Here is a 25,912-nt window from a genome sequence, read left to right on the forward strand (position 1 = left end):
ACGACGCGCCCCGGTCCGCCGGGGCGCGTCGTTCGTCCGGCCCGGTCGGCGAGCGCGACGGAGGAGCGCTGCTCTGGGTGGATGTCATGTACCAACACTAGTATTCCGGTGTGAGCAGCACCTCTCGCTTCCGGGCCGACATCAACGCGCTCCGCGCCCTCGCCGTCCTGTCGGTCGTGTCGGTGCACGCCACGGGGCGCCCGCCCTCGGGCTGGATCGGCGTCGACGCCTTCTTCGTCGTCTCGGGGTACCTCATCGCCCGGTCGATGGTCCGGGAGAAGTCGGCGAGCGACCGCTTCGCAGTGCTCGCCTTCGCTGCCCGACGCTTCTGGCGCCTGGCGCCGGCCGCCACGGCGACGATCGTGATGGTCTCGTTCGCGTCGCTCGTCATGCTCCGGAGCGGCACATCCGCTCCGGTCCTCGGCGACGGCGCCGCGGCGGCGCTGGGCGTGGTCAACTGGGTCTTCCTGGCGCGTGACACCGACTACTGGGCGGTGTCCTCGGCGGCGTCCCCGTTCCAGCACTTCTGGTCACTGAGCGTCGAGCTGCAGTTCTACCTGGTGTTCCCGGCGCTGGCGCTCGCCGCGTGGAGGGTCACGCGAGCGAGGAGTCCACGCCGATACCGAACCGTGGCGGTCCAGGTGGCCGTCGCGCTGCTGACCGCATCGGCGATCTGGGCAGCGATCGCCGGGGTGGTCGACCCGAGCGCTGCGTACTTCGACACCGGTGTGCGCTCGTGGGAGTTCGGCGTGGGAGCCCTGCTCGGTGCCGCTTCTGTCCCCGTCGCCTCCCCACCAGGCCGTGCTCGCTCCGAGCGGCTCCGGGACCGACACCGCGTCCGCGCAGGGTTCGTGGTCGCCGGGTTCGTGGCGATCGCGGCGGCGACGGTCGTCGGCCCGCCCTCCGGCGGAGTGCCGATCCCGGACGCGCTCCTCGCGGTCGCGGGTACGGCCCTCGTGCTCGCCGCCGGTCGCGGGCTCGCGCCGCTCCCGCTGCTCCGGTCCCGACCGGTGCAGGCGATCGGCGATGCTTCGTACTCGATCTACCTCTGGCACTACCCGGTGGTCATCGGCGTCGGTGTCCTCCTCCCCGGGCAGCGGGTCGCCGGCGCGGGGATCTCGATCGTCGTCGGCGTGCTGCTCGGCCTGCTCTCCCGGCGCTTCGTCGAGGTGCCTGCCCTCCGGCTCGGTCGGAGCACGAGGCGTCGGCTCCCGACGGCGGTCCTCGCCACGGTGTCCGTGGCCACGGTGCTGGCGATCGTGGCTCCTGTGACCAGTGCGCCGTCGACGGACGGCAACGATGGTGGAGGCCACGAGCACACGGTGGGTCCGCCGTGGAACGCGGCAGCGCTCTCCGCGGCGGTCGACGACGGCGTCCGGGCGCGGTCCTGGCCGGCCGATCTGGTCCCCGGCCTCGACTCGGACCTGTCCGGCCCACCCGGAGGCTTCGAGTCGTGTGCCTGGACGGACGTCTCCGACCCGGGATCCTGTCGCTTCGGCGACCCCCGCGCGGAACGATCCGTGACCGTCGTCGGCAGCTCGGTCGGAGCCTCCCTGATGCCTGCGGTCGAGCTCGCGTTCGGAACGGATGCGCTCGTCCGGGGACTCACGGCGAACGGGTGCCCGATGATCGGCATCGCCGTCGAGGGGAAGACCCCAGCTGCACGCGCACGGTGTGACGCGCAGCGAGCGGCGGCGATCCGCGAGGTCAACCGTTCGGCGCCGGACGTCGTCATCGTCACGCACGCCTACGACGGTCTGGCGCAGCAGGTCGGGCGGCCGGACGGTCAACGCGCTGCGGCGGACTGGTACCGCGCCGCGGCTGACCTCGCCGACGCGGTGCAGCCGTCCGGCGCCGCCGTCGTGTTCCTCGCGGCCGTGCCACAGGGACCCGACCGTGCACGGTGCGCGGCGCTCCGGTGGACCGGTCCGGACGCCTGTGCGACCAGGCTCTCCGAGTCGTACGCCCTGGCCGCCGCGGCTGAACGCCGCGTCACCGACGAACGACCGAACGCGCGTTTCGTCGACACGACCGGCTGGTACTGCGACGATGCGGGTGTCTGTCCCGCGACGGTGGGGAACGTCCTCGTCCGCGAGGACGGACAGCACATCACCAGCGCTTTCGCGGAGCGGATCTCGGGCGTCCTGCGCACCGCGGTCGACACCGCGGCACCCTCGGCATCGTCTCCTCGCGACGAGTGACCCATCCGATCCCGGCACGGGATGGCAGGCTTGCAGGATGAGCAACGACAGCGTGCAGCCCGGCGGCGTCGCCCTGCGCGACCCCTTCTACGGCGCACCCTTCGCCGAGGCCGTCCGACGGTTCTGGCGGAAGTACACCGTGTTCACGGGTCGGGCGTCCCGTGCCGAGTTCTGGTGGTGGTGGATCACGTCGCTCGCGATCGGCCTGGCGCTGCAGCTCGTGCCGCAGGCGTTCACCCCGGACTCGCCGCTGTTCGAGAACCCCGTCGGCTCGTACCTCTTCGTGCTCTGGGGCCTGGTCACCTTGATCGGCTCGCTCGCACTCGGCGCCCGACGGCTGCACGACGCGAACCTGTCCGGGTTCTGGCTGTTCGTGAACGTCGTGCCCGGTGTCGGCACGCTCGTGTTCCTCGTCCTGTGCCTGCTCCCGGCGAACCCGAAGGGCGCACGCTTCGACCTCTGACAGGTTCGGCAGCGGGAACCCGCAAGAGTCGCCGGAGCAGGGGACGGACACGGCAGGACCGACCTACTGTTCGCGTGTGACCCACACCCCGAGCGGCCCGGCGGCCCGCCTGCGCGAAGACCTCACGTACGGTACCGAGCACGTCCTCTTCAGCACCCTGCTCGGCTCGGCGCTCGTCCCGCGGGTGGTCCGTCGTGGGCTCCTGAACCTCGCCGGAGCGCACGTCGGGTCCGGCCCTGGCGTCGGGTTCGCCCTCACCGGTTCGGCCCGGAACCTGACCATCGGCACCGGCGTCTTCTGCAACAAGCACGTCTCGGTCGAGGCCGTCGCCCCCGTGACGATCGGCGACGACACCGCGATCGGCATGCAGGTGCTCATCGTCACGAGCCACCACGGCATCGACGCCGCCGGCGACTGGGACCGGACGGCCTCGGGCCGTGCGGTGGCGATCGGTCAGCGGGTCTGGATCGGCGCCCGGACCATGGTGCTCCCCGGCGCCGTCGTCGAGGACGACGTCGTGGTCGCCGCGGGTGCGGTCGTCGCGGGACACCTCCGCGCCGGCGGGCTCTACGCCGGCGTCCCCGCCCGACGCATCCGCGACCTGCGGCCGTCGGAGTCCGCCGGCGTGCCGGACGTCGCCGTGACGGCAGCGGTCGCGAGCGGTTCGGGTGGACCCGTGCCGGGTCCGAGCGCGGCGGCCCGCGACGAGACGGGACGCGACACCGCGGTTCAGAACGGGTCGGTCGGGAACCCGGGATCCGTCGGGTCGTAGCCCTGGTCCGGTCCGGCGGTGGCGTGACCCGGCCGGGAGGCGCGGTGCGCGCCCGCCTCGCCCGTCACGTCGTCCGACCGGTCACCCGGGTCGGGTGACCAGCGCGCCCGACGCATGTCGAGCCTCCAGGCCGTGGCGCCGTGCACGAGCGGCGTGCCCTCCGCGCGGTAGTGCTCGAGCGCGCGCGCCTCGTGGTGGACGGGCGGGTGCCCGCCGGACCGCACCACCCGCCACCAGGGCAGGTCGGCGCCCTCGTGGGCCATCACCTTGCCGACCGCGCGCGAGGCACGTGACCCGAGGACCGCGGCGACGTCGCCGTAGGTCATGACGCGGCCGGACGGGATGCTCCGGACCACTTCGGCGACGGCGGCACCGAAGTCGAACGCCGGTGACGCCTCGGCGCTCACGGGTGGGTCAGGGATCACCCGAGGGTCAGGGATCACCCGAGGGTCAGGACCGCGAAGTGGTCGCCGTACTGCGTCTCGCGCACGAAGTCGAAGCCGAGCGCACGGAAGAAGGCCTCGGGGCTGCCGCTGCCGCCGGGTTCGTACACGACGGTCAGACGCTCGAACCCCCGGCTGCGTGCCTCGTCCGCGAGGCCGTGCACCGCGAAGCGTCCGACGCCCCGGCCCTGTGCGGTCGCCGCGACGTTGACCCGCCAGATCGCGCTGCGCAGCTCTTCTTCCGGGTTGTCGGCGTCGAACGTACCGATGATCATGCCGACGACCTCGTCACCGTCGAGCACGACGCGGGTCCACGCGGAGCTGGGCTTCACGTCCGACTCCGCCTGCCCGTAGGTGGTCGGCTGCACGAACTGTTCCTGCCCCGGCTTGAGCGTCAGGGAGTTGGCCGCGGCGGCGGTCGCTGCGGAGAGCTGTTCGAGACGGAGATCGGCCATGCGGTCAGCGTATCCGTGCCGCCAGTCCGGGGGCCAGCGAGCCGCGTGGACCGATACCGCAACGTTGTCACCGTGCGGGGCCCGGACGGCGGGGCGGTATGGTCGCGACATGGCAGAGCACCGGCGAGGAGCGAACCTCCCGTCGATCGGGGGGTTCAACCGGACCGTCGTGCTCGACGCCGTCCGACGCTCGCCCGAGGGACTCAGCCGCGTGGAGCTCGCCGGGCGCACGGGGCTCAGCGCGCAGACCGTCTCGAACGTGACCCGCTTCCTCATCGAGGCCGGCATGATCGTCGAGTCCGGCACCGTCGTCTCCGGCCGGGGCAAGCCACGAACGATCCTCCGGCTCGAGGCCGGCAGCCGCTACGCGGTCGGCGTGCACGTCGACCCGGCGATCGTCACCTACGTCCTGCTCGACCTCGCCGGCACGGTCGTCGCGCAGAGCACCACCTCGACGCCCACCGCGGACGACCCCGCCGAGGTGGTCCGCACCATCGCCGACGCCGTGGACGCGCTCGTCGTGGGGGCGGAGGTCGACGTCGACACCGTCCTCGGCGTGGGCATCGCGAGTCCCGGACCGATCGACGCGGAGGCCGGCGTCGTCCTCGACCCGCCGTTCCTGCCACGGTGGCGCGACGTGCCGCTCCGTGACGCGCTCGCCGAGGCGACCGGCTACCCGGTGCTGCTCGAGAAGGACGTCACGGCCGCCGCGGTCGGCGAGATGTTCCTGGCGGGGGAGTCCGCCGCCCGCAACTTCGCCTTCGTGTACTTCGGCACCGGCTTCGGCGTCGGGCTCGTCCTCGACCACGAACCCGTGCGGGGCGTGGGCGCGAACGCGGGCGACGCCGGACACATCATGGTCGACCAGGGCCCCCTCGCCGGGACCCCGGACGGCTCCGGTACCCGCGGGGAGGTCGGCGCCGCGGTGGCCCCCGACCGTCTCGTGCAGATCGCAGCGGCCCGCGGGCTGGCGCTCGGCGAGGTCACGGACGCGGCCTCGGTCGACCGGGCGTGGGACGCGCTCGCCGCGGCGATCGTGAACGGTGACCCGGACGCGCACGCGCTCGCGGCGGACGCCGGCCGGGTCATGGGGAACGCGGCCGTGCTCATCGTGAACCTGCTCGACCTCGACCGCGTGGTCTTCGGCGGTCCGTTCTGGTCGCGGATCGCTCCGGCTGCGCTCCCGGCCGCGCGTGCGGCGATCGTGGCGTCGCCGCTCCTCGTCCCGAAGCACCCGATCGTGGTGGACGAGAGCGACCGCGGCGCCGACGTCGCGGCGGTCGGGGCGGCGTGCCTCGTGCTCGACGCCGCACTGTCGCCACGGGCGAGCACCCTGCTGATCCGGCGCTGACCCCGGTCCGCGCCGCACCGGGCGGTACCGTCGGGGGATGACCCCCGAGATACTCCGGTACACCGCCTTCGCCGCCGAGCCGGGCGGGGGCAACCCGGCGGGCATCGTGCTGGACGCGGCCGGCATGTCCGACGCCGAGATGCTGGCGACGGCCCGCGAGGTCGGGCACTCCGAGACGGCCTTCGTCGTCGGGGGAACCCTGGACCGCCCGGTCGTCCGGTACTTCTCGCCCGCGGCCGAGGTGCCGTTCTGTGGGCACGCCACCGTCGCCACCGGGGTCGCGCTCGCCGAGCGGCACGGCACCGGGGACCGCGTGTTCGTCACCCCGGCGGGGGAGATCGCGGTGCGCACGACGACGGGTGCGGACGGCGCGGTGCTCCTGGCGATGACGAGCGTCGAGCCGTGGACGCGCGAGGTCGACCCCGGTCACCTCGCCCGGCTGTTCGACGTGACCGGGATCGGACCGGACGACATCGCGGACGGGTTCCCGGTGCTCGAGTCCTTCGCGGGCAACCGCCACCCCGTGCTCGTCCTCGCCGACGCCGAGCTCTTCCACCAGTTCCGGTTCGACCCGCGCGTGCTCGCCGAGCTGAAGGACGAAGCCGGGTGGGCCGGCACGGTGACGGTGCTGCACCGCACGGGGCCGCTCGAGTACGAGGCCCGGAACCTGTTCCCCGCCGGCCGCATCACCGAGGACCCGGCGACGGGCTCGGCTGCGGCGTCGACCGGGGCGTACCTCCGCGCGGTCGGGGCCGCGCAGCCGGGAGACCGCGTGGTGATCCGGCAGGGGCGGCACGTCGGACGCCCGAGCGTGCTGCTCGTCGACGTGCCCGAGGCCGGGGGCACCACGGTGACCGGCGGCGCCACCACGGTGTGAGGTCGTTCCGGAACGGTACCGGACTCCCTCTTGACACGGATAAGTCAATACGCTGGACTAATCCTGCGCGCGGGTGACGGCACCCGCGGACATCCCGTGCAAAGGAGCACCGATGAAACGCCGCACCCGAATCATCGCCGGTCTCGCAGCCGTGGCAGTCGCCGCGGTCGGACTGGCGGGTTGTTCCAGCTCAGGGTCCGCCTCGAGCGACACCATCAAGATCGCGTACCAGAAGTTCGGCGCCTTCCAGCAGCTCGACGCCCAGATGAAGGAAGTCAAGAAGGAGTACGAGAAGGAGTACCCGGGCAAGAAGGTCACCCTCGTGCCGATCCAGGCGCAGGGCAACGACTACTACACGAAGCTCGCGCTCATGAACAAGGCGCCGGCCACCGCGCCGGACGTCATGTACGAGGACACCTTCCTCATCAAGGCGGACGCGCAGGCCGGCTACCTGTTGCCCTTGGACAAGTACACGGCGAAGTGGAAGGACTGGGACCAGTTCTACGACAACGCCAAGCAGGCCGGTGAAGGCGTCGACGGCAAGACCTACGGCGTCTCGATGGGCACCGACACCCGGGCCCTCTGGTACAACAAGGACATCTTCAAGAAGGTCGGCCTCCCCGTCCCGTGGGAGCCCAAGACCTGGGACGACGTCCTCGCCGCGGCGAAGACGATCAAGGAGAAGGACTCCGGCGTCATCCCGTTCAACATCTACTCGGGCAAGGCGCAGGGCGAGGCCTCGACCATGCAGGGCTTCGAGATGCTCCTGTACGGCGCCGACGGCGACGGCAACACGCTCTACAAGGACAAGAAGTGGGTCACGGGCTCGAAGCAGTTCGAGGACTCGCTGCAGTTCGTGAAGGACGTCTACCAGGGTGGCCTCGGCCCGACCCCGCAGCAGGCACTCGACACCAACGTCGGCACGACCATCGCCCAGACGTGGCTGCCGCAGGGCAAGCTCGCGATCGACCTCGACGGCTCGTGGCAGTCCGGTACCTGGTTGAAGACCGGCACCGCGCCGTGGTCCGAGTGGAACGACGTGATGGGGACCGCAGCGTTCCCGACGCAGAACGGTCAGGAGCCCGGCTACAACTCGATGTCGGGTGGCTGGACGCTCGCGGTCGGCAAGAACTCGAAGAACCCGCAGGCGGCGTTCGACTTCATCACGAAGTTCCTCGACAAGGACGGCTCGCTCAAGTACGACACCGAGAACAGCCAGATCGCCGTCCGCAAGGACGTCGCCGAGGACAGCGCCTACACCGACGCGAACCCCACGTTCAAGTTCTTCTCCGGGCTGGTGGAGCACACCAACTTCCGCCCGGCGACGAGCGACTACTCGCAGGTCTCGAACGCCATCCAGGTCGCGATGGAGTCGGTCATGACCGGGCAGCAGAGCCCGAAGCAGGCCGCCGCCGCGTACGACCAAGCGGTCGAGCAGGTCGTCGGCAAGGACAACACCGTCTCCGCCGGCTGACGGACGGCACGTCCTGACGGACGGCACGTCCTGACGGACGTCACCACCTGACGGACGGGAGGCACGGCTCGCGTCGTGCGCCGCGCCTCCCGTCCGTCCCTCTCCACCTTCGGAACCCTCTCCGCACCCGGAAGGCAACCCACCGTGTCCAGCACCCCCCTCGCGCCGACCCTGTCGGCGCCCGGTGCGCCGCAGCGCACCGACCCGCCGGCGCCGCGCAAGCGGAAGCCGCTGCGGAACGTCGGACGGGCCGTCCCCCTCCTGCCCGCCGTCGTCCTCCTCGTCATCTTCCTGCTCGGCCCCGTCATCTCGTCGTTCTACGGGTCGTTCACCAACTCGGCGCTCACCGGCGTCGGTGCCTCCGACCAGCAGTTCGTCGGGCTGAAGAACTACGTCGAGTTGTTCCAGGACCCGGACTTCCCGAAGTCCGTCATCCTCACCGTCGTCTTCCTCCTCGCCTCCGCCGTCGTCGGGCAGAACGTGCTCGGTCTCGGGCTCGCGCTCCTCATGCGCAGCGCGAACAAGATCGTCCGATCGATCGTCGGCACGTTCGTCGTCGCCGCGTGGGTGCTGCCCGAGATCGTCGCCTCCTTCGCCGCGTACGCGTTCTTCAACGACCAGGGCACGCTCAACGAGTTCCTCAAGATCTTCGGCATCACCGGGCCGAACTGGCTCTACACGCTGCCGATGCTGTCCGTGATCCTCGCGAACATCTGGCGCGGCACGGCGTTCTCGATGCTCGTCTACTCCGCCGCCGTGCAGGAGGTCCCCGAGGAGATCACCGAGTCGGCCGAGGTCGACGGTGCCGCCGGCTGGCAGCGCCTCGTGTACATCACGATCCCCGTGATCCGCCGCTCGATCTCGACGAACCTCATGCTCACGACGCTGCAGACGCTGTCGGTGTTCACGCTCATCTTCGTGATGACGGGTGGCGGACCGGGCACGAACTCGTCGACGCTGCCGATCCTGGCGTACCAGGAGGCGTTCAAGTTCTCGCAGCTCGGCTTCGGGACGGCGATCGCGACGATCCTGCTCATCGTCGGCGCGGTCTTCTCGATCATCTACATCAAGGCGCTGAAGCCGGAGGTGGACTGACCATGGCCCTCACCGCTGACCGCCCGGTCGCCAACGCCACCCGCGCGGTGACCGCCCCCGGCGCCCTCCACATGACCTCCCCGCGCGGCCGCACGATGCGCTGGGTGTCGAACGTCGTGCTGCTCGTCATCGCCGTCTGCTTCGCCGTGCCGCTGCTGTGGCTCGTGCTCGCGTCGCTCGACACGCAGGCGTCCCTGTCCGTGAAGATGCCGACGCAGTTCACGCTCGACAACTTCGCGAAGGTGCTCACCCCGGACCTGTCGTTCATCCCGCTCGGCAACAGCCTGCTGCTCTCCGGCGGCACCGCGGTCGTCACGGTCGTCGTCGCGATCCTCGCCGCGTACCCGCTGTCCCGGTACAAGATGCGCGTCAACAAGCCGTTCCTCTACAGCATCCTGTTCGGCACCGGCCTGCCGATCACCGCGATGATGGTCCCCGTCTACGCGCTGTTCGTGTCGCTCAACCTCATCGACAACGTGTGGGGCTGCATCTTCTTCCTCGCCGCCACCAGCCTGCCGATGGCGATCTGGATGGCGAAGAACTTCATGGACTCGGTGCCGGTGTCGCTCGAGGAAGCGGCCTGGACCGACGGCGCCTCGATGCTCACCACGCTCTGGCGCATCGTGATCCCGCTCATGCGCCCGGGCATCGCCGTGGTGTTCATCTTCGTGTTCATCCAGGCGTGGGGGAACTTCTTCGTCCCCTTCGTGCTGCTCCTCTCGCCCGACAAGGTGCCCGCCGCGGTGAGCATCTTCAACTTCTTCGGCCAGAACGGCGCCGTCGCCTACGGGCAGCTCGCCGCGTTCTCGATCGTGTACTCCGTGCCGGTCATCGCCCTCTACGTGCTCGTGTCCCGGGGCCTCGGCGGCGGCAACGCCCTCGCCGGCGGCATCAAGGGCTGAGCCGGAAGGAACCTCCTCCATGCACTCCGACGAACCGCTCGTCCACGCCCGGATCGCCCGCCTGGTGCGCGACCGCATCGACCCCGCCGTGCACCGCCGCTCGGCCCCCGTCACGATCGACGCCTGGCAGGTACCAGACGAACCGGTGCCGTTCGCCACCGCCGTCGCCGCCGAGTACACCCCGTTCGACGGCGGCGCCTGGGGTGGGAAGCCCTGGGGCACGACGTGGTTCCGGATCCGCGGCACCGTCCCGGCAGACTTCGGCACCGCACCCGGCACCACCGCCGAACTCCTCGTCGACCTCGGCTTCACGAAGCGGAACCCCGGTTTCCAGGCCGAGGGGCTCGCGTGGCGTCCGGACGGCACGACGATCAAGGGCATCGAGCCGCACAACGACACCGTCCCGCTCGAGGTCGGCCCCGGCGAGACCTTCGAGGTCTACGTCGAGGCCGCCGCCAACCCGGACATCGGCGGCGACTCCTTCCAGGGCGCGACGCCGCTCGGCTCGAAGTCCACCGCCGGCTCCGACCCGATCTACCGCGTCCGCCGCATCGAACTCGTCGAGCGCGACGACACCGTCTGGGAGCTCCAGCAGGACTTCTGGGTGCTCCGCGGACTCATGGGGGAGCTGCCCACCGACGGCACCCGCGGCGCGGACCTCCTCCGCGGCCTCGAACGCGCCGCCGACGCACTCGACCCCGACGACGTCGCCGGCACCGCTGCCGACGCCCGTGCGGTCCTCGCGCCCCTGCTCGCCGTGGGCGCCTCCGGGTCCGCGCAGCGCGCGATCGCTGTCGGCCACGCGCACATCGACTCCGCGTGGCTCTGGCCCGTCCGCGAGACGATCCGGAAGTGCGCTCGGACGTTCTCGAACGTGCTCGACCTCATGGACCGCGACCCGGACTTCACCTTCGCGTGCTCGTCGGCGCAGCAGTACGCCTGGATCCGGGACGGCTACCCGTCGATCTGGGAGCGCATCAAGCAGCGGGTCGCCGAGGGACGCTGGATCCCGGTCGGCGGCATGTGGGTCGAGTCCGACACCAACCTGCCCGGCGGTGAGGCGCTCGCGCGGCAGTTCGTCGCGGGCAAGCGGCTGTTCCTCGAGGAGTTCGGCATCGACACCCCCGAGGCCTGGCTGCCGGACTCGTTCGGCTACTCGGGTGCGCTGCCGCAGATCGTCCGCGCCGCCGGCTCGAAGTGGTTCGTCACGCAGAAGCCGTCGTGGAACGAGACGAACGTCATCCCGCACACGTCCTTCCACTGGGAGGGCATCGACGGCTCCCGCGTCCTCACCCACCTGCCCCCGGCCGACACGTACAACTCGGACGTCTCGCCCGCCGACCTGCACCGTGGCGAGCGGCAGAACAAGGAGCGGGGCGTCGCCAACACCTCGATGCTGCTCTACGGCTTCGGCGACGGCGGTGGTGGACCCACCCGCGAGATGGTCGCCGCGGCCCGCCGCCAGCACGACCTCGACGGCTCGCCGCGGGTGACGCTCGGCACCCCCGCCGACGTCTTCGAGGAGCTCGAGCGCGTCCTGCCCGAGCCCGCCGTGTGGTCGGGGGAGATGTACCTCGAGTTCCACCGCGGCACCTACACGTCGCAGATCCGGACGAAGCAGGGCAACCGCCGCTCGGAGCACCTGCTCCGCGAGGCCGAGCTCTGGGCCGCCACGGCCGCCGTCCGCCACGGCCTCGACTACCCGTACGAGGAACTCGAGGAGGCCTGGCACACCGTCCTGCTCCAGCAGTTCCACGACATCCTGCCGGGCTCGTCGATCGCCTGGGTCTACGAGGTCGCCGAGGAGAACTACGCCCGGGTCGCCGAGGTCCTCGAGGGCCTCATCGGCACGGCGACCACCGCGCTCGCGAACGGCGGGGCCGAGGCGCTCGCCGGGGTCGGTGCCGCCTCGGCCGCGGTCGGCGGCCACGGCGCCGGACTTGTCGACGCTCCGAGCCCGTCCGCCGCCGGCGAGGGCGCTGCCGACACCGCGGCTGCCGGCGGGCACCTCGTCCGGTTCAACGCCTCGCCCGTGGCCGCGGGCGGGGTGACCGCCCTGGGAGGTTCGCCGACCGACGGGCAGCGAGCCGTGCCTCCCGTCCGACACGGCGACCACCTCGTGTTCGACACCGGCGTCGTCACCGCGACCGTCGATGCGGCCGGCCACGTCGTGTCGCTCGTGGCGAACGCGACCGGCCGCGACGCGATCGCACCGGGTTCCGCCGGCGCGGAGTACACCGTGTTCCGCGACACGCCGAACCAGTGGGAGGCGTGGGACATCGACCGCGCCTACCAGCGCAACGGCACCGTGCTCGACGCCTCGGACGTCACCGTCGACGGTGACACCGTGGTCGTGCAGCGGTCCTTCGGGTCGTCGACGATCACGACGCGCTACTCCGCCGTCGAGGGTGCCCCTGAACTGCGGATCGAGACCGAGGTCGAGTGGCACGAGCACCAGAAGCTCCTCAAGCTGGCGTTCCCGCTCGACGTCCGGGCGTCCGTCGCCTCGAGCGAGATCCAGTTCGGGCACATCGATCGGCCGACCCACCAGAACACCTCCTGGGACTCGGCCCGCTTCGAGACGAGCGCCCACCGGTGGGTGCACGTCGCCGAGGCCGGGTTCGGGGTCGCGGTCGCGAACGACTCGACCTACGGGCACGACATCACCCGGTCGACCCGCGCCGACGGCGGCACCACGACCCTCGTCCGTGAGTCGCTGCTGCGCGCACCCACGTTCCCGGACCCGGACGCCGACCAGGGGCACCACGTGTTCCGCACGGTGCTGCGGGTCGGGGCGACCGCGCTCGACGCGGCGGACTCCGGCTACCGACTGAACCTGCCGGTGCGGTCGGTGCCGGGGTCGGCCGTGGTCGACCCGCTCGTGACGGTGTCGTCCCCGCAGGTGTTCGTCGAGGCCGTCAAGCTCGCCGAGGACCGCTCGGGCGACGTCGTCGTCCGGCTCTACGAGGCCTCGGGCGGTCGGGCGTCCGACGTCGGGGTGTCGTTCGGGTTCGACGTGGCGTCCGTCTCCGCGGTCGACCTGCTCGAGCGGCCGGTGGAGTCGTCGTCCTGGGGTGCCGGGGAGCCGGTCGTGCTCACCCTGCGCCCGTTCGAGATCGTCACGCTGCGGGTCCGACGGGCCTAGCGGAGGACGAGCCGGACCCGAGGCAGCGGGTCCGACGGAGAGGCTGCGGCGTCGGGGGAGCTCGGGTGCGCTCCCCCGGCGCCGCGCTGCGGGCGCGGCGACGGCCGGGAGGCACGTCCTGCGCCGTAGGGGGTCGGCCGCCGTGCTCGGCCCAGAGTGCGGCGTACCGCGCCTCGAGCGCCCGGTGCGTCGACCGGATCTCCGCCGGGGAGAACAGCGAGTCGCGGGCGACGAAGTACCGCGCGTGCCGGATCCACGCCGGCGCGCCCGGCCGGTCGGCGAGCGTGCAGCCGGGGATGCGGGTGACGAAGTCGATCGTGTGCTCGAGCAGCAGGAGGGCGGTGGCGCGGTCGGCGTGGTGGAACCCGAGGCCGAGCCGCGCGGGCGTCCCGTTGCTCTTGCCCTCGAGGAGGCCCCGACGATCGACGAGGGTGACGTCGTGGCCGGCGTGCGCGAGGGCGAGGGCGGTGGCGGTGCCGGCGGCCCCGGCTCCGAGGACGGCGATGGGGAGGTGTTCGGTCATGTGCACTGATCGGCCCGGGCGGAGCACCGGGGCGGTCGGTTCGGCGACCACTGCTCGGGCTCCCCGCGTATGCCCAGGGACGACCGGCCCCGCGGTGAGGCGACCCAGGCAGGCGTCGCTACCGTGGCGCGCATGGCCGTCACGGAGATCTGGCTCGTCCGCCACGGAGAATCGGAGGCGAACGTCGCTGCCGCCCGCGCCGAGGCCGACGGAGCCGACGTCATCGACGCCGGACACCGCGACGCGGACGTCCCGCTGAGCCCGCTGGGGGAGCGACAGTCCCGAGCGCTCGGCACCGAGCTCGCCGAGCGTGGCCTCGACGACGTGCCCGTCGCCCTCTGGGTGTCGCCCTACCGCCGCGCGCAGCAGACGATCGGGATCGCGCTCGAGCACGGCGGCCTCGAGGAACCGCCCCGGCGCACCGACGAACGCCTCCGGGACCGTGAGCTCGGCGTCCTCGACCTCCTCACCCGGCAGGGCGTGCGCCACCGGTACCCCGACGAGGAGCGCCGCCGCGAGTGGCTGGGCAAGTACTACCACCGGCCCGCGGGCGGGGAGTCCTGGGTGGACGTGGTGCTGCGGCTCCGCTCGGTCCTCGCCGACGTCGACCGGCTGCACGACACCGAGCGGCTGGTCGTCGCCGCGCACGACGCCGTGGTCATGCTGACGGTCGCCGTCTGCCTCGACCTCGACGAACCCGCCCTCATGGAGTTCGCCCGGACGCACACCGTCGCGAACGCCTCCCTCACCCGGCTGCGGCGTGACGACGCGCGCAGCCCGTGGTCACTCGAGGAGTTCTCCTCGGTCGGCCACCTCGACGACGACGAGGTCACCGAGCACGGTGGCCGGAAGGACGACGCCCGTGTCCGCTGACCCGATCACCCCCAACTTCCTCCGCGACTGGGCGTTGCCCGAGCCCGGCGCCGGGAAGTACGGACGGGGGCAGGTCCTCGTGGTCGGTGGTGCCGCACGGACGCCGGGGGCCGCGGTCCTGTCGGCGCTCGCCGCGCTCCGGGTCGGGGCCGGACGCCTCACCCTCGCGGTGGCGCGGAGCGTCGCGCCCACGGTGGCGGTCACGGTGCCCGAGTCCGGGGTCGAGCCCCTCGACGAGGACGCCGACGGGCACGTCGCGGTCGGTGCCGGGGACGGCATCGCCCAGGCCGCTGCGAGCGCCGACGCCGTGCTGATCGGCCCCGGACTCGACGAACCGGACGGCACGAGGGACCTGGTCGCCAGCCTCGCCCGGACGGTCGGACCGGACACGTTCGTGGTGCTCGACGCCTTCGCGCTCGGCGTCGCGGCCGACCTCCGCCAGGAGCTCGAGCCGCTGTGGGGGCGGCTCGTGATGACGCCGAACTCCGGGGAGGCCGAGCGCCTCCTCGGTCGGGCGTGCGGCGAGGACACCGTGGCGGACGCCGTCGCGATCGCCGAACGGTACGGCGCGGTCGTCGCACTGGGTGACGCCATCGCCTCACCGCGGGGTCGGACGTGGCTCAAGGGGACGGGGTCGGGTGGCCTCGGCACGAGCGGCAGCGGCGACGTGCTCTCGGGCGCGATCGTCGGGCTGCTCGCACGGGGAGCGGACCCGGCGCAGGCGGTCGCGTGGTCGTCGTACGTCCACGCGGCGGCGGGGGACCGACTGGCCGTGCAGGTCGGGCCGCTCGGCTACGTCGCGAGCGAGCTCGTCCAGGAGATCCCGCGGGTCCTGGTCGAACTCGGCGCCTGACGAACCGACGACCGGCCGCGCGCCGACGTCCGGCCACGCGCCGACGACCGGCCGCGCGCCGACGTCCGGCCACGCGCCGACGACCGGCCGCGCGCCGACCGGCTGCGCACCGCACTGCCGCGGGTCACCCGGCAGCGCCCCGGCTCAGGCGTGCAGGGACGCCACGGCCTTCTCCACCCGCCGCGCCCGCGTCTCGGGTGCCTTCGCCTGGAGCACCGGGTCGACGAGGGCGCGCTGCCGTGAGTTCGAGAGCGTCTCGAAGGCCGCGCGCACCCCGGCCGCGTCGAGTGCCGCACCGAGGTCGTCCGGCACGTCGACGGTCCGGGGCAGGGTGTCGACGTCGATCGTGACCTCGACCGTGTCGCCCGCGGCGACCCCGGCGGCCTCGCGGTGCTCCGCCGACAGCGGGACGAGCGACTGCGCACCCATGACCCCGACCGTGGACCGGTACGTGTAGCCGCCGTTGATGGTGACCACCACCGGCGGGCGCTTCCCGGCGCCGAGCGCGTCGATGACCTCGGGCGGGACCGGGAGTCCGGTGGCCGTCTTCCGGGCCAGCAGGACCGTCGTCGTGAACTGCACGCGGACAGCGAACCACCGGCACGTCATCACCGCAAGGGCACCGTCGCGGGAGCAACTGTTCGATCCCCGTTCACCGTGCCGATCCGGGCCGGAAACCGGCCCCGGCCATCCTCGTCACCGACCGAGTCGCACAGTCGTGCGGAACGGATCTCCGACCCGGAAGGCACACCCCGTGCAGCACAAGCGCACCCTCGCCGGCATCGCCCTCGCGGCAGCCGCCATCGTCACCCTCGCCGGTTGCTCGGCGACGAGCAGCGCGTCCACGAAGGACGACTCCGACTGGAAGACCGCGACGAGCGCCGAGTCCGCCGGCGGCATGGACGCCCTCGTGAAGGCCGCCAAGGCCGAGGGCCAGCTCAACGTCATCGCGCTGCCGCCGTCGTGGGCGAACTACGGCAAGATCATCGACGGCTTCACGAAGCAGTACGGCATCAAGGTCAACTCCGCGAACCCGAACGGCTCGAGCGCCGACGAGGTCGCCGCGGTGAAGTCGCAGAAGGGCCAGTCCACCGCACCGGACGTGCTCGACCTCGGCAACGCCGTCATGCAGCAGAACCTCGGCCTGCTCACCGACTACAAGGTCGCGAACTGGTCGGACATCCCGGACACGCTCAAGGACGCGGACGGCAAGTGGACGCGCGACTACACCGGCCTGATGTCGATCGGCTACGACTCGTCGAAGGTGAAGACCGCCCCGAAGGACCTGGACGACCTGCTCGGCTCCGAGTACAAGGGCAAGGTCTCGATCGCGGGTGACCCGACGCAGGCGAACCAGGCCGCGAGCGCGGTGTACCTCGCGGCCCTCGAGAACGGCGGGTCGGCGGACGACATCACGAAGGGCGTCGAGTACTTCGGCAAGCTCAAGCAGGCCGGCAACTTCCAGAACGTCCTGCCCTCGCAGGCGACGGTCGCCTCGGGCGAGACCCCCGTCGTCATCCAGTGGTCCTACAACAACCTCGCCTGGGGCCCGGCCGCCGGGTCGTCGGGCAACAAGAACTGGAAGACCGTCGTCCCCGAGGGGCAGGCGCTCGGCTCGTACTACTCGCAGGCGATCAACAAGGACGCCCCGCACCCCGCGGCCGCGCGCCTCTGGCAGGAGTACATCGCGAGCCCCGACGTGCAGAACCTCTACCTGCAGGCCGGTGCGTTCCCGTCCACCCTCGCCGCGCTCGAGAAGTCGGGCAAGGTCGACCAGGACGCCCTCGAGGCCGCAGGCGGCATGCCGAAGGACTACGTCGAGCTGACGGACGACCAGGTCACGGCCGCCGCGAAGGTCCTGTCGGCGAAGTGGTCCGCCACGATGGGTTCCTGACCGACATGACCACCGCATCGGCCCCCGGGGGGCCCGCCGCCCCCGGCACCGCGGCACCGTCCGCCCCCGTCACCGCCGGGCCGGCCGCCACCAGCGCGGCGGCTGCGGTGACCGGCGCGACCACCGCAGCCGCCGATGCCACCGCCCGCCGCGGCGCCGGACCCCGTGTCCGGCGCCGCGGCGGCGTCGCGTGGCTCGGCCTCACCCCGTTCGCCGCGTACGTCCTCCTGTTCCTCGCCGTCCCCGCCGTCATCGCGGTGGGCAGCGGTTTCTCCACCGGCGACGGCGCGTTCACGTTCGCGAACCTCGCCGCGTTCGCCGACCCCACCGTGCTCCGCGCCTTCGGAGCGTCCTTCGGCCTCTCCGCCGTCTCCGCCGTGGTCGGCGCGGTGATCGGCGCGGTCGTGTGCTGGGCGCTGTCCGCGCTCCGGCCCGACGGCATGGTCCGCTCCGTGATCGACGCCGCGGCGAGCGTGCTCGCCCAGTTCGGCGGCGTCATGCTCGCCTTCGCGTTCATCGCCACGATCGGGGTGCAGGGACTCGTGACGACCTGGCTGGTGTCGACCTTCGGCGTCGACCTCAACGCGGGCGGTGCCTTCCTCTACACGGTCCCCGGGCTCGTCCTGCCCTACGTCTACTTCCAGGTGCCGCTCATGGTCCTCACGTTCATGCCCGCCCTCGAGGGCGTGAAAGCCCAGTGGGGCGAGGCCGCCGCCACCCTCGGCGCCTCCCGCGCGACGTACTGGCGGCGCATCGCCCTGCCCGTCCTCGCGCCGGCGTTCTGGGGGTCGCTGCTGCTCCTCTTCGCGAACGCGTTCTCCTCGTTCGCGACCGCCGCGGCGCTCATCTCGCAGGGTGGCATCGTCCCGCTGACGATCCGCGCGCAGCTCACCAGCGAGACGATCATCGGCCTCCAGAACGTCGCCGGGGTGCTCGCCCTCGGCATGGTGATCGTGATGGCGGTCGTGATGGGCGTTTACTCGCTCCTGCAGCGACGGGCCGCGAGGTGGCAGCGGTGACCGCGGGCACCGCTCCGCGGACCCGATCGGGGCCCACGCCGCCGGTCCCGGGGCGACGCGCCAGCGGCGGACCGGCCGAGCCGGTGGGGAGAGGCACGGGTCGCCCCCGCCGGTTCGGCCCGGCCCCGTCCCGGGTCACCGCCGCGATCGTGCTGGTCGTGGTCGGCCTCGTCTTCGCCCTCCCCCTCGTCGCGCTCCTGCAGTTCACGTTCCGCCAGGGCACCGACGGCGGCCTGACCCTCGACCACTACACGGCGCTCACCGACCCGGTGAACGCCGCGACCTACCAGCCGGTGTTCGACGGCCTCGGCGCCTCGCTGCTCATCGCCGTCATCACGGTGGCGATCGTGCTCCTGGTGCTCCTGCCCGCGCAGATCATCACCGCACTGCGCTACCCGAGGCTCCGTCGGGTGCTCGAGTTCGTGTGCATCGTGCCGATCACGGTCCCCGTGGTGGTGCTCGTCGTCGGGTTCATCCCCGTGTACCAGGTGGTGTCGCAGGTGTTCGGGTCCGGCGCCTGGACGCTCGCGTTCGCGATCGGCATCGTGTCGCTGCCGTTCGCGTTCCGCCCCATCGCGGCCGCGCTGACGGCGATGGACGTCGCCGTCCTGTCCGAGGCCGCCCGGTCGCTCGGCGCCTCGTGGTGGACCGTGACGTGGCGCGTCCTCCTGCCGAACCTCCGACGCGGGATCACCGCCGCGTGCTTCCTCACGATCACGGTCGTCCTCGGCGAGTACACCCTCGCCTCGTTCCTCTCCCGCACGACGTTCCAGACGGCACTGCTGCTCGTGCAGTCGACCGACCCGTACGTCGCCGCGATCTTCTCGCTCGCAGCGCTGCTCTTCGGGTTCGTGCTGCTCGTCGTCATCGGCCGGGTCGGCGCACGCCGCCGGCACGCCCCGAAGGAGTCCGCATGACCACCACCGCACCCGCCGCACCCGCCACGCTCGCGAGCACCGGCGCAACGGTCGAGCTCGTCGGCGTCGAGAAGCACTACGGTGCCCACCGGGCCCTCGCCGGACTGTCGCTCCGGATCGAGCCAGGCGAGTTCGTCTCGCTCCTCGGGCCGTCCGGCTGCGGCAAGACCACCGCCCTCCGAGCACTCGCGGGCCTCGAGGCCGTCGACGCCGGCACCATCCGCATCGACGGCTCGGACGTCGGCAGTGTGCCGGTCAACCGCCGCGACATCGGCATGGTGTTCCAGCAGTACTCGCTGTTCCCGCACATGACGGTCCGGCAGAACGTCGCGTTCGGCCTGGAGATGCGGAAGGTCCCGGCAGCCGCGCGTCGCGAGCGCGTCATCGAGGCGCTCGACATGGTCCACCTCGCCGAGTTCGCCGACCGGTACCCGCACCAGCTCTCGGGCGGGCAGCAGCAGCGGGTCGCCCTCGCCCGGGCCCTCGTCACCCGCCCCCGAGTGCTCCTGCTCGACGAACCGCTCTCCGCGCTCGACGCCAAGGTCCGGGTCTCGCTCCGCGACGAGATCCGCCGCATCCAGAGCGACCTCGGCATCACGACCGTCTTCGTCACCCACGACCAGGAGGAGGCGCTCGCCGTCTCCGACCGGATCGCGGTCATGCGGGCCGGGGACATCGAGCAGGTCGGCACCCCCGAGGAGCTCTACCGCGCTCCGGCCTCGGCGTTCACGGCGGACTTCGTCGGGCAGTCGAACCGGATGCACGGCGACCTCCGCGGCGGCGACGTGTTCGTGTACGGCTTCACGGTGCCGGCGATCGACCGCACGGCGGCGGACGGCCCGGTGGTCGCCTACGTCCGCCCCGAGGACGTGGCCTTCGCCGCGGAGGGCATCACCGGCTCCGTCGTCTCAACGAGCTTCCTCGGGTCGATCCGCCGCACGACCGTCCGCCTCGACGACGACACGATCGTCACCGTCCAGCACGAGGTCGGTGACCGGCGCGCGGCCGGCGACCCGGTGGCCGTGCGCCTGACCGGCGCACCGGTCGCGGTCGCGCCCGTGGGGGAGCGCACCGCGCCCACGCACTGAGCACCGGACGGGAGGCGCGGTGCGACCCCGCAGCGCGCCTCCCGTCCGCCCGTCAGCGCTGGAAGCGCGTCGCCACCTCGTCCGCCAGCGCGGCGTCGACGCGGGCGCGCATGTCCTCGGACATGGGCGGCAGGGCGTCGAGCCGCGCCCAGAACGCCTCGGTGTTCTCGCCGTCGGCAGGGAACGGCGTCCCCGAGACGTAGCGGAACGCGAACACGAGGTCGAGGTACTGCGCCCGGTCGCCGTTCGGGTAGGTCATCTCCGGAAGCACCTGCACCCACGCGAGCCGCACGGCCTCCGCGACGACGTCGGCTTCCTCGAGGACCTCGCGGGCGGCGGCGACGGCGGGTTCCTCGCCGGGGTCGACGATGCCGGTGACGGGCGTGTACGCGCCGGTGTCGGCACGTCGGACGACCAGGAGCTCGCGGTCGTCGCCGGAGCCGCGCGTGACCACGGAGGTGACGCCGGTGAGCCACAGCGGGTGGTTCCCGATGCGCTCGCGGAGGGACAGGACGAAGTCGGGGGTCGGCACGCACCCACGCTACGGCACACCCTGTCGCGGACTGGTCATGACCAGTAGGGTGGGACCGTGGAGATCATCATCCTGCCCACGCCGGCGGAGGTCGGTCGCGTCGCCGCGGCCAAGATCGCCTCCGTCGTCGCGAAGAAGCCGTCCGCCGTCATCGGTCTCGCCACCGGGTCCAGCCCGCAGGGCATCTACGCCGACCTCCAGCGTCGTGTCGACGCCGGCGAGATCTCGTTCGCCGAGGCGCGGGGGTTCGCCCTCGACGAGTACGTCGGGATCCCGCTCGAGCACCCGGAGTCCTACGCGTCCGTCATCGCCCGTGACGTCGTCGGCCCGCTCGGCTTCGACCCGTCGCGCGTCCGCGTGCCGGACGGCCGCGCCGCCGACCTCGAGTTCGCCGCGAAGGAGTACGACGCCGCGATCCGTGCCGCGGGCGGGGTCGACGTGCAGATCCTCGGCATCGGGGCCAACGGCCACATCGGCTTCAACGAACCGACGTCGTCGTTCGCGTCCCGCACGCGCATCAAGACCCTCGCGCCGTCCACGCGCGAGGCGAACGCCCGGTTCTTCGACTCCCCGGACCAGGTGCCGACGCACTGCATGACGCAGGGGCTCGGCACCATCCTCGAGGCCGGCGAGCTCGTGCTCGTCGCGCAGGGCTCGGCGAAGGCGGACGCCGTCGCCGCCGCGGTCGAGGGGCCGCTGTCGTCGTTCGTGCCCGGGTCGGCGCTGCAGCTGCACCAGCACGCGACCGTCGTCGTCGACGAGGAGGCCGCCGCCGGACTCCGGCTCGCGGACTACTACCGGTACACGTACGACAACAAGCCGGAGTGGCAGCGGTTCGAGTGACTCGGGGGCTCAGAGCGCCGTCGCGAGCCTGCTGAGCGCTTCGTCGAGGGTCTCGGCGGAGCAGCCGAAGTTCAGGCGCACGTGTCCTGCTCCCTGCCGGCCGAAGTCGAGCCCGCGTGACAGGGCGACCTCCGCCCGGTCCAGCAGGACCGCAGCGGGGTCGTCGCCGAACGGCAGTGCGCCGAGGTCGATCCAGGCGAGGTAGGACGCCTGCGGCTGCCGGTACCGTGCGCCGGGCAGCACCTCGTCGAGCCGTTCGGCCAGTGTCCGCCGGTTCACGGTCAGCTCGGTGAGCAGCGACGCGAGCCACGGCCCGCCCGCGCGGAACGCCGCCACGCTCGCGGTGTAGCCGAGGATCCCGGTGCGTTCGACGACCTCGGTCGGCATGCCGTCGAACCACGCCCGTGCTCGCTCCGACGCCCCGACCATGAGCGCGCACTTCGTCCCGGCGAGGTTCCACGCCTTGCTCGCGCTGGTCAGGGCGACGCCGAGGTCGGCGGCTTCCGGGCACGAGTCGAGGAACGGCGTGAAGACCGCGTCGGCGTGGGTCAGCGGCGCGTGGATCTCGTCGGACACCACCACGGCGTCGTACTCCGCGGCGAGGCGGCCCAGGGCGGCGAGCTCGTCCCGGGGGTGCACGAGGCCGAGGGGGTTGTGCGGGTTGCAGAGCAGGATCGTCCGGACGCCGTCCGCGAGGGCCGCGCGGACGCCGTCGAGGTCCATCCGCCAGTCGGCCGTGGTCGCGCCGGTGGTGTCAGCCGCTTCCTCCGCCGGCGGCAGCAGGGGAACCTCGGCCACGGTTCCGCCGGCCTCGGTCACGTAGTCCCAGAACGGCGGGTACACGGGCGGCATGATGACGACACGCTCGCCCGGTTCGATGATCCGTCGGAGCGTCTCCACCGCAGCGACCGACACGTCCGTGGTCGTCCGGACGAGGTCGGGGTCGACGCGCCACGACCACCGGTCGGCTGCGAAGTCGGCGAACGCCTCGGGCAGCGCTCGGCCGTGCCCCACGTAGCCGGTGTCGCCGTTCGTGACCGCCGCGACGAGCGCGTCCCGGACCGGTTCGGCGAGCACCGAGTCCATCTCGGCGACGAACATCGGCAGGACCTCCGGCGGGAAGGCCGTGTACTTCTCGCTCGTGCGGGTGCGGTGCGCGTCGAACGCGGAGACCATGACGCTCATGCAGTCATCCTCGCAGGGTGGGTGCCGCCGGGGTACGCGCAGGCGCCGGACGCTGCGAGCCGCCGCGCCCGACGCGCCTACCGTGGCGGTGTCATGGCTGCCGAACACCGCAAACCCGTCGAGCCCGATGCGGCTCCCACCGTCGCACACCACGCCGCCCACCACGCGGCGGCCGTCGAGACGCCCGCTGCGCCGTCGACCCCCACGTCCGCGCCTCCGGCCCGGTCGGCCGCGCCCGCGTCGCCCGCTGGTCGGGACGCCGGCGGCGACGACGACGGTGACCAGCCGGACCCGAACCGCTGGAAGGCCCTCGTCATCTGCTTGCTCGGCGGTGGCATCGTGCTCCTCGACGTGTCGATCGTCAACGTCGCGCTGCAGTCGATCTCGTCCGGCCTGCCCGGTGCCACCCCCGAGGCCGTGCAGTGGATCCTCTCCGGCTACGCCCTCGCGTTCGGTCTCCTGCTCGTGCCCGGCGGCCGACTCGGTGACGCCTCCGGCCGCCGACGCATGTTCGTCATCGGCGTCGGGCTGTTCACGCTCGCGAGCGCCCTCTGCGGCTTCGCACCGAACGGACTCGTGCTCGTGATCGCGCGGCTCGTGCAGGGCTTCGCGGGCGGCCTGCTCACCCCGCAGGTCACCGCCCTCATCCAGCAGCTGTTCCGCGGCAAGGAGCGGGGCACGGCCTTCGGGCTCTTCGGCGCCACCGTGGGCATCGCCACCGCGATCGGCCCCCTCGTCGGCGGTCTGCTCATCACGGCGTTCGGCACCGAGAACGGGTGGCGGTTCGTGTTCTTCGTGAACCTGCCAGTCGGGCTCGTCACGATCCTCCTGGCCTTCCGGTACCTCCCCGCGGCGGCGAAGGCCGAGCGTGGCCGGAAGCACGACTTCGACCCGGTCGGGATCGTGCTGCTCGGAGCCGCCGTGGTCGCGCTCCTGCTGCCGTTCGTGCAGTCCGAGGTGTGGAAGGGCAACGCGAAGTACTGGCTCGTGGTCGTCGCGGTCGTGTTCGCCGTGCTCTTCGTGCTGTGGGAGCGGCACTACGGCAAGAGCAAGGAGCCGGTCATCGACCTCGCCCTGTTCCGCCGCCGGTCGTTCTCGCTCGGCGTCGGTCTCGCGACGCTGTACTTCGCCGGGTTCACCCCGCTGTTCTTCGTCCTGACGCTGGCCCTCCAGTCCGGCCTCGGGTACTCCGCCCTGCTCGCCGGCCTGTCATCGGTGCCGTTCGCGATCGGGTCCGGCATCGCGTCGACGATCGGTGGCCGGATCGTGCACCGCTTCGGGCGGCAGCTCATCGTCGTCGGCACCGTCCTCGTGCTGCTCGGGCTCGGCGGTGTGATCTGGGTCGTCGCGAACCACTACCGCTCCGACCTCGGCTGGTGGCTCGTCGTGCCGCTGCTCGTCGCGGGTGTCGGGTCCGGCCTCACGATCTCCCCGAACCAGACCCTCACACTGTCCGAGGTGCCGGTCCAGCAGGGCGGCTCCGCCGGTGGTCTCATCCAGGTCGGCGCCCGCGTCGGCTCGGCCATCGGCATCGCGGCGGTCGGCAGTGTCTTCTACTCGGCACTCGCCAGTTCGAAGGGCGACTACGGGCAGGGGCTGCCGCTCGGCCTCGGGGTCGCGCTCGTGTTCGTCGCTGCCGCGCTCGTGGCGGGCATCGTGGACGTCGTCGTGGGGAAGGTGCGCGGGACCGCGGCGTCCGTCTGACGGTCAGGTCCGGAGCTCGGTCCGCACCGGCTTCAACCGCTCCGGGGCGTCCGTCGCCGGCGTCCACTCGCACGTGAACGTCCCGCGGTACCCGAAGAGGAACCCGAACACGCGGTTGTGCACCTCGAGGTCGACGTGGAACGCCGCGTCCTCGTCCGACCACCACTCGTGCAGGGTCGCCCGCCCGCTGAAGAGCATCGGGAAACGGAAGGCGATCGGCCCCTCGTAGAAGCGCTGCGCGTCGGACCGCAGGACGAGACCGCCGCGCTCGTCGACCGAGAGGTCGAGGTCCACCGCCAGGTGCTGGTGCGATCCGAGGTAGTCGAGCACCCGTCCGTCCACGAGCACCATCGTCGCGTCGAAGCGAGCGGTCCGTCCGGGCTTCGTCGTGTAGGTCCGCACGAACGTGACCGTCTCGCGGCCGTAGCGGTCACGGTACGGGTAGTTCTCGATCGTGAACGGCACGTCCGTCCCGACGTCGGGCACGAGGATGTTCCGCAGCCGCCCGATCTGCAGGAACGGCACGGTCCACCACGGTCCGCGACGGATCGACGCCATCACGCCGCGCCCCGTGCACGCCTCGGCCGCGTCGAGCCCGACGCCGAACCGGCGCTGCATCATGGGGTGGAGCCGCTGAAAGTCGGCACCGAGCGCCGCTTCGAACACGGAGGTCACGGGTCGCCTCCCGGGTCGGGGAGCGCTGCCAACGTGGCAGGCGCGTCGTGCAGGTGGTCGGCTCGTCGGGACCCGCCAGCGGGTGCACGGAGCGTCCTGGAGGCACGGGGCCGGCCCCGACGCCAGGGCTGCAGGACCGAGGTGAGCGGCCAAGCCTCCGGCTCGCCACCGCCCTCCAGCCAGAGGCGGAGCCGGTCGAAGCTCCAGGCGGTCGCCCACCCGAGGAACGGGCGGACGACGAGGTCGAGTGGACCCCAGCCGCTGTCGTAGTCGTAGCCGGTGATGAACCGCGTGCGGCCGTCGTCGGTGGGGACGTACCGCCAGTAGCCACGGCCGGAGCGGATCGGCGACAGCGGGTCCGGGGTCGAGAACCGGAGCGCGGAGGTCCTGGTGCCGTCGGGACGTCGGCGCTCGCCGATGCTCACACCGGTGCCGTGGACGTCGTGCACGGGGGACCGCCGGACGTAGGAGAACCGCACGGCGTCCTCGTCGGCGTCACGCTCGGGCAGGATCTCCGAGAACCGGACGTCCCACCGCACGTGCTGGGTCGGGTCCTGCGTCGCCGCCCACACCCGCTCGAGGTCGGCCGCGATCACGGTCTCGACGTAGATGCCCCGGTTCCCCACGG

The 25,912-nt window shown here is 72.2% G+C and carries 25 protein-coding genes; 17 read left to right on the top strand and 8 right to left on the bottom strand.

The features are described from left to right. Positions 1–110 precede the first annotated feature (110 nt). From ACIPYW_RS07685 to ACIPYW_RS07695, 3 genes are all read left to right on the top strand, one after another. A complete protein-coding gene (locus ACIPYW_RS07685) occupies positions 111–2,201 on the top strand; it encodes an acyltransferase family protein (protein WP_400412343.1) in 2,091 nt (696 codons plus the stop codon). 37 nt (positions 2,202–2,238) lie between these two features. Then, positions 2,239–2,664, top strand: coding sequence for a DUF805 domain-containing protein (locus tag ACIPYW_RS07690; RefSeq protein WP_400412346.1), 426 nt, complete (start codon positions 2,239–2,241; stop codon positions 2,662–2,664). A 76-nt stretch (positions 2,665–2,740) separates the two neighbouring features. Then, the gene (locus ACIPYW_RS07695; protein WP_400412348.1) at positions 2,741–3,436 is read left to right on the top strand and encodes an acyltransferase; all 696 of its coding nucleotides are present in this window, start codon (positions 2,741–2,743) and stop codon (positions 3,434–3,436) included. Here the strand turns inward: ACIPYW_RS07695 and ACIPYW_RS07700 are convergent. Both ACIPYW_RS07700 and ACIPYW_RS07705 read right to left on the bottom strand, forming a co-directional pair. Then, on the bottom strand, positions 3,394–3,843 hold the full coding sequence (locus tag ACIPYW_RS07700; protein WP_400412351.1) for an MGMT family protein: 450 nt from the start codon (positions 3,841–3,843) through the stop codon (positions 3,394–3,396). The genes ACIPYW_RS07695 and ACIPYW_RS07700 overlap by 43 nt on opposite strands. 32 nt (positions 3,844–3,875) lie before the next feature. Further along, a complete protein-coding gene (locus ACIPYW_RS07705) occupies positions 3,876–4,334 on the bottom strand; it encodes a GNAT family N-acetyltransferase (protein WP_290133656.1) in 459 nt (152 codons plus the stop codon). Between the two features lie 109 nt (positions 4,335–4,443). Between ACIPYW_RS07705 and ACIPYW_RS07710 the strand changes: the two genes are divergently transcribed. From ACIPYW_RS07710 to ACIPYW_RS07735, 6 genes are all read left to right on the top strand, one after another. Next, positions 4,444–5,685 (top strand): ROK family protein, encoded by a 1,242-nt coding sequence (locus tag ACIPYW_RS07710; RefSeq protein ID WP_400412354.1) that lies wholly within the window; start codon positions 4,444–4,446, stop codon positions 5,683–5,685. A 37-nt stretch (positions 5,686–5,722) separates the two neighbouring features. Next, positions 5,723–6,562, top strand: a complete 840-nt coding sequence (locus tag ACIPYW_RS07715) for a PhzF family phenazine biosynthesis protein (RefSeq protein ID WP_400412357.1) — start codon at positions 5,723–5,725, stop codon at positions 6,560–6,562. A 112-nt stretch (positions 6,563–6,674) separates the two neighbouring features. Further along, positions 6,675–8,036, top strand: a complete 1,362-nt coding sequence (locus tag ACIPYW_RS07720) for an extracellular solute-binding protein (protein ID WP_290133659.1) — start codon at positions 6,675–6,677, stop codon at positions 8,034–8,036. A gap of 144 nt (positions 8,037–8,180) precedes the next feature. Next, complete coding sequence (locus ACIPYW_RS07725) at positions 8,181–9,131, top strand: carbohydrate ABC transporter permease (protein WP_400412360.1); 951 nt, start codon at positions 8,181–8,183, stop codon at positions 9,129–9,131. 2 nt (positions 9,132–9,133) lie between these two features. Beyond that, on the top strand, positions 9,134–10,033 hold the full coding sequence (locus ACIPYW_RS07730) for a carbohydrate ABC transporter permease (protein WP_290133660.1): 900 nt from the start codon (positions 9,134–9,136) through the stop codon (positions 10,031–10,033). A 19-nt stretch (positions 10,034–10,052) separates the two neighbouring features. Further along, positions 10,053–13,178 carry an alpha-mannosidase gene (locus ACIPYW_RS07735; RefSeq protein ID WP_400412362.1) on the top strand — a complete coding sequence of 1,042 codons (3,126 nt, stop codon included), beginning with the start codon at positions 10,053–10,055 and terminating at the stop codon, positions 13,176–13,178. On the opposite strand, the gene ACIPYW_RS07740 is transcribed toward ACIPYW_RS07735, so the two are convergent. Next, complete coding sequence (locus ACIPYW_RS07740) at positions 13,153–13,701, bottom strand: FAD-dependent oxidoreductase (protein ID WP_400412364.1); 549 nt, start codon at positions 13,699–13,701, stop codon at positions 13,153–13,155. The two genes, ACIPYW_RS07735 and ACIPYW_RS07740, sit on opposite strands and share 26 nt — an antisense overlap. Positions 13,702–13,833: 132 nt before the next feature. Between ACIPYW_RS07740 and ACIPYW_RS07745 the strand changes: the two genes are divergently transcribed. Then, positions 13,834–14,574 (top strand): histidine phosphatase family protein, encoded by a 741-nt coding sequence (locus tag ACIPYW_RS07745; RefSeq protein WP_400412366.1) that lies wholly within the window; start codon positions 13,834–13,836, stop codon positions 14,572–14,574. Beyond that, the gene (locus tag ACIPYW_RS07750) at positions 14,564–15,427 is read left to right on the top strand and encodes an NAD(P)H-hydrate dehydratase (RefSeq protein WP_400412369.1); all 864 of its coding nucleotides are present in this window, start codon (positions 14,564–14,566) and stop codon (positions 15,425–15,427) included. The genes ACIPYW_RS07745 and ACIPYW_RS07750 overlap by 11 nt, the downstream gene beginning before the upstream one ends. Positions 15,428–15,571: 144 nt before the next feature. On the opposite strand, the gene ACIPYW_RS07755 is transcribed toward ACIPYW_RS07750, so the two are convergent. Further along, positions 15,572–16,009 carry a YdeI/OmpD-associated family protein gene (locus ACIPYW_RS07755; RefSeq protein WP_400412372.1) on the bottom strand — a complete coding sequence of 146 codons (438 nt, stop codon included), beginning with the start codon at positions 16,007–16,009 and terminating at the stop codon, positions 15,572–15,574. Between the two features lie 172 nt (positions 16,010–16,181). Between ACIPYW_RS07755 and ACIPYW_RS07760 the strand changes: the two genes are divergently transcribed. The 4 genes from ACIPYW_RS07760 (at position 16,182) to ACIPYW_RS07775 (ending at position 20,345) form a co-directional block, all read left to right on the top strand. Then, entirely contained in the window at positions 16,182–17,321 is a 1,140-nt protein-coding gene (locus ACIPYW_RS07760) for an ABC transporter substrate-binding protein (protein WP_400412374.1), read from the top strand. 5 nt (positions 17,322–17,326) lie between these two features. Continuing rightward, a complete protein-coding gene (locus tag ACIPYW_RS07765) occupies positions 17,327–18,340 on the top strand; it encodes an ABC transporter permease (protein ID WP_400412376.1) in 1,014 nt (337 codons plus the stop codon). Positions 18,341–18,498: 158 nt separating this feature from the next. Next, on the top strand, positions 18,499–19,257 hold the full coding sequence (locus ACIPYW_RS07770; RefSeq protein ID WP_400412378.1) for an ABC transporter permease: 759 nt from the start codon (positions 18,499–18,501) through the stop codon (positions 19,255–19,257). Next, the gene (locus ACIPYW_RS07775) at positions 19,254–20,345 is read left to right on the top strand and encodes an ABC transporter ATP-binding protein (protein ID WP_400412380.1); all 1,092 of its coding nucleotides are present in this window, start codon (positions 19,254–19,256) and stop codon (positions 20,343–20,345) included. Before ACIPYW_RS07770 ends, ACIPYW_RS07775 begins: the two co-directional genes overlap by 4 nt. Positions 20,346–20,397: 52 nt before the next feature. Here ACIPYW_RS07775 and ACIPYW_RS07780 read toward each other — a convergent pair whose 3' ends face one another. Then, positions 20,398–20,877: an NUDIX hydrolase gene (locus ACIPYW_RS07780; RefSeq protein WP_400412382.1), complete on the bottom strand. Its 480-nt coding sequence runs from the start codon at positions 20,875–20,877 to the stop codon at positions 20,398–20,400. 57 nt (positions 20,878–20,934) lie between these two features. Between ACIPYW_RS07780 and nagB the strand changes: the two genes are divergently transcribed. After that, positions 20,935–21,720, top strand: a complete 786-nt coding sequence (gene nagB, locus ACIPYW_RS07785) for a glucosamine-6-phosphate deaminase (RefSeq protein ID WP_058726124.1) — start codon at positions 20,935–20,937, stop codon at positions 21,718–21,720. A 9-nt stretch (positions 21,721–21,729) separates the two neighbouring features. Here nagB and ACIPYW_RS07790 read toward each other — a convergent pair whose 3' ends face one another. Further along, positions 21,730–22,905: a MalY/PatB family protein gene (locus tag ACIPYW_RS07790; protein ID WP_400412384.1), complete on the bottom strand. Its 1,176-nt coding sequence runs from the start codon at positions 22,903–22,905 to the stop codon at positions 21,730–21,732. A gap of 93 nt (positions 22,906–22,998) precedes the next feature. Between ACIPYW_RS07790 and ACIPYW_RS07795 the strand changes: the two genes are divergently transcribed. Then, complete coding sequence (locus tag ACIPYW_RS07795; RefSeq protein ID WP_400412386.1) at positions 22,999–24,609, top strand: MFS transporter; 1,611 nt, start codon at positions 22,999–23,001, stop codon at positions 24,607–24,609. 3 nt (positions 24,610–24,612) lie between these two features. Here the strand turns inward: ACIPYW_RS07795 and ACIPYW_RS07800 are convergent, their stop codons facing one another. Together ACIPYW_RS07800 and ACIPYW_RS07805 are read right to left on the bottom strand one after the other, a co-directional pair. Then, positions 24,613–25,284 carry a DUF4166 domain-containing protein gene (locus ACIPYW_RS07800; protein WP_400412387.1) on the bottom strand — a complete coding sequence of 224 codons (672 nt, stop codon included), beginning with the start codon at positions 25,282–25,284 and terminating at the stop codon, positions 24,613–24,615. Then, the gene (locus ACIPYW_RS07805) at positions 25,281–25,910 is read right to left on the bottom strand and encodes an SRPBCC family protein (RefSeq protein ID WP_400412389.1); all 630 of its coding nucleotides are present in this window, start codon (positions 25,908–25,910) and stop codon (positions 25,281–25,283) included. Before ACIPYW_RS07805 ends, ACIPYW_RS07800 begins: the two co-directional genes overlap by 4 nt. Positions 25,911–25,912 lie beyond the last annotated feature (2 nt).

It is taken from the genome of Curtobacterium sp. NPDC089689 (genome assembly GCF_044749145.1).
Taxonomy (GTDB): Bacteria; Actinomycetota; Actinomycetes; order Actinomycetales; family Microbacteriaceae; genus Curtobacterium.

Bases quoted from the DNA above. Each gene is read 5' to 3' on its own strand.
- ACIPYW_RS07775 (WP_400412380.1), top strand. From the start codon at position 19,254: ATGACCACCACCGCACCCGCCGCACCCGCCACGCTCGCGAGCACCGGC.
- ACIPYW_RS07690 (WP_400412346.1), top strand. From the start codon at position 2,239: ATGAGCAACGACAGCGTGCAGCCCGGCGGCGTCGCCCTGCGCGACCCC.
- ACIPYW_RS07720 (WP_290133659.1), top strand. From the start codon at position 6,675: ATGAAACGCCGCACCCGAATCATCGCCGGTCTCGCAGCCGTGGCAGTC.
- ACIPYW_RS07730 (WP_290133660.1), top strand. From the start codon at position 9,134: ATGGCCCTCACCGCTGACCGCCCGGTCGCCAACGCCACCCGCGCGGTG.
- ACIPYW_RS07735 (WP_400412362.1), top strand. From the start codon at position 10,053: ATGCACTCCGACGAACCGCTCGTCCACGCCCGGATCGCCCGCCTGGTG.
- ACIPYW_RS07705 (WP_290133656.1), bottom strand. From the start codon at position 4,334: ATGGCCGATCTCCGTCTCGAACAGCTCTCCGCAGCGACCGCCGCCGCG.
- ACIPYW_RS07795 (WP_400412386.1), top strand. From the start codon at position 22,999: ATGGCTGCCGAACACCGCAAACCCGTCGAGCCCGATGCGGCTCCCACC.
- ACIPYW_RS07710 (WP_400412354.1), top strand. From the start codon at position 4,444: ATGGCAGAGCACCGGCGAGGAGCGAACCTCCCGTCGATCGGGGGGTTC.
- ACIPYW_RS07745 (WP_400412366.1), top strand. From the start codon at position 13,834: ATGGCCGTCACGGAGATCTGGCTCGTCCGCCACGGAGAATCGGAGGCG.
- ACIPYW_RS07740 (WP_400412364.1), bottom strand. From the start codon at position 13,701: ATGACCGAACACCTCCCCATCGCCGTCCTCGGAGCCGGGGCCGCCGGC.
- ACIPYW_RS07715 (WP_400412357.1), top strand. From the start codon at position 5,723: ATGACCCCCGAGATACTCCGGTACACCGCCTTCGCCGCCGAGCCGGGC.
- ACIPYW_RS07790 (WP_400412384.1), bottom strand. From the start codon at position 22,905: ATGAGCGTCATGGTCTCCGCGTTCGACGCGCACCGCACCCGCACGAGC.
- ACIPYW_RS07765 (WP_400412376.1), top strand. From the start codon at position 17,327: ATGACCACCGCATCGGCCCCCGGGGGGCCCGCCGCCCCCGGCACCGCG.